The organism is Campylobacter concisus (assembly GCF_902460545.1).
GTDB classification, from domain to species: domain Bacteria; phylum Campylobacterota; class Campylobacteria; order Campylobacterales; family Campylobacteraceae; genus Campylobacter_A; species Campylobacter_A concisus_AE.
The window spans coordinates 1-2,723 of sequence record NZ_CABPUE010000003.1 but is presented as its reverse complement, the minus strand read 5'-3'; the positions used below and the strand labels follow the sequence as shown (position 1 = coordinate 2,723).

2 protein-coding genes are annotated in these 2,723 nt (G+C 38.9%); both read right to left on the bottom strand.

The annotated features are described in order from the left end of the window. Positions 1-117 precede the first annotated feature (117 nt). Entirely contained in the window at positions 118-687 is a 570-nt protein-coding gene (locus FZ949_RS03035) for an adenylate kinase (RefSeq protein ID WP_103579564.1), read from the bottom strand. A gap of 186 nt (positions 688-873) precedes the next feature. Further along, entirely contained in the window at positions 874-2,631 is a 1,758-nt protein-coding gene (gene aspS, locus FZ949_RS03030; protein ID WP_148790131.1) for an aspartate--tRNA ligase, read from the bottom strand. Positions 2,632-2,723: the final 92 nt, after the last annotated feature.

Here is a 2,723-nt window from a genome sequence, read left to right as displayed (position 1 = left end):
CTGTTAAAAATAGGTTTAGAATTGTAGGGAAGTTACATTTAAAATAAAATTAAAAATAAATATATTTGAATGATATTTCTTTATGACCTTGCACATTTTTATGCAAGGTCTGTAAATTTATAAAAGTTTAGCTAGTAAATTTTTGATATCAGCCACGATCTCGTCAATGCCACGCTCGCCATTTACTACGTGAAGTAGCTCTTTTTCGCTATAAAATTTGCGGATAGGTTTGATCGGATCAAGATATACTTTCATGCGGTTGTTAAAGACTTCGTTATTATCGTCAGCGCCTCTTGCACGGCCAAGCACTCTAGCTCTTGCAACATCTTCGCTAACATCTACTTCAATGACACCTTTTAGAGAAATTTCTTTTTGCTCACTTAATACCTTATCAAGCTCAGTCATTTGCTCAACGCTTCTTGGGTAGCCGTCGATTATGATGTTTGATTTATTTGAGCTTTTGATAGCTGATACGATCGTATTTACGACGACGCCAAGTGGAACTAAATTTCCTTTTGAGATAAAGCCGTCTATAAGTTTGCCAAGCTCGCTACCACTTGCGACTTCAGCTCTTAAAAGATCGCCAGTTGAAAAGTGCGCAAATTTCTCATCATGCTGTGCGATGATCGATGCGTCTGTTGTTTTGCCGCTGCCTGGAGCGCCGATGATTAAAAATAAATTTTTCATTCTTTCCCTTTTTATATTTTTTGAGCACCTTTGAATGAGTTTGAAAATTTCACCCTGTAGCAGACTATATGTCTAGCTTTGGGATGAAATTTTCTGCACAACATCTAAATTTGTCTCAAAAATTTAATCTTTAAATAAAATAACTCAAATTTAGACATCTAAAAGTCTAAATTTATTGCAAAAATTTTAATTCTTTTGCTCTTTCTCTCTTATCCTTAGTCCTAGCTCCCTAAGCTGTTCATTGCTAGCGTGGCTTGGTGCCTTTGTTAGTGGGCACTGAGCACGTTGTGTTTTAGGGAAGGCTATAACATCACGGATCGAGCTTGCTTTATTTACGAGCATATTTAGCCTGTCAAAGCCGATCGCGATACCACCATGTGGAGGCGCCCCAAATGTCAAGGCATCAAGCAAGAAGCCAAATTTCTCACGCTGTTCCTCTTCATCTATGCCAAGAAGTTTAAATACTTTTTGTTGGATATCGTTTTTGTGAATTCTTATACTTCCGCCGCCAAGCTCAAAGCCGTTTAGTACGACGTCGTGAGCGATAGAGAGAATGTCCTCAAGATCAGGCTCGTCTATATTTTTTGGCATTGTAAATGGGTGGTGCATCGCAGAGTAGCTGCCATCATCATTTTGCTCAAACATTGGGAAGTCAAGCACCCATAAAAACTCAAGTTTGTCTTGATCGATGATATTCATTTGCTCAGCTAGGAAAATTCTAAATCTTCCCATATAATCAAGCACAATCTTCTTCTTACCAGCACCAAAGAATACAACGTCACCAACTTTTAGTTCACATCTTGAGATGATCTCGTCAAGATCGCTTTGTTCAAAAAATTTGCAAAGTGGGCCTTTTAGGCCATCTTCTTTCATTTGGAAGTAGCCAAGACCTTGTGCACCAAATTTACATACAAACTCCTCAAATCTATTCATCTCGCGCTTACTAAAGATGTTGTCGCCATTTGGTACTTTTAGTGCTTTGATGCGGTTTTTCTTCTTATCTTTTGCGATAGAGCTAAAAATTTCATTGCTTGAGCGCTCGAAAATATCGATCACATTGATCATTTTTAGATCGTATCTAAGATCAGGCTTGTCTGAGCCGTAAGTCTCAGTGGCCTCTTTATAGCTCATACGTCTAAATGGCGTTTTGATATCGTATCCGCAGGCTTTAAATATATCTTTTAGCATCGTTTCAGCCATATTTATGATATCTTCTTGCTCGACAAAGCTCATTTCGATATCTATTTGGGTAAATTCTGGTTGGCGATCAGCCCTTAGATCTTCGTCGCGGAAGCATTTTGCTATCTGGAAATATTTATCAAAGCCAGAACACATCAAAAGCTGCTTAAATAGCTGTGGGCTTTGTGGGAGCGCATAAAATTGACCCGGATATACACGGCTTGGCACTAGGTAGTCTCTCGCACCTTCTGGAGTAGCGCGTGTTAAAACCGGAGTTTCAAATTCGATAAAGCCCATTTTATCTAGGCTGTTTCTAGCTGCGATCGCTGCACGAGAACGCATTTTAAATATATTTTGCAAGCGCTCGCTTCTAAGGTCTAAAAAGCGGTATTTTAGCCTAATGTCCTCATTTACGCTCTCGTCACCTATCATAAAGGGTAGTGGCTCACTTGGATTTTCGATGATGAGCTCGCTTACTATCACCTCTATCTCGCCAGTTTTTAGCTTTGGATTGGTTAGTCCTTCGCCTCTAGCCCTTACTTTTCCTTTTGCTTTTAAGACATATTCATCTCTTACTTTTGCAGCCACGTCATGTGCTTCTTTGCTATCAGCCGGATCGCAAACTAATTGTATAAGCCCACTAACATCTCTTAAGTCGATGAAAATGACGCCCCCATGATCTCTATATGTGTTTGCCCAGCCACAAAGTATTACTTCTTTGCCGATGTCAGCTTTGCTAAGATCGGTGCAATAATGACTTCGCATAAAATGCTCCTTTGCAATGTTTTTTAGGCAATTATAATCGCTTTTTTCTTTTGAAAAGCTTTGTTAAAATAAAATATGTTACAATCATTTAC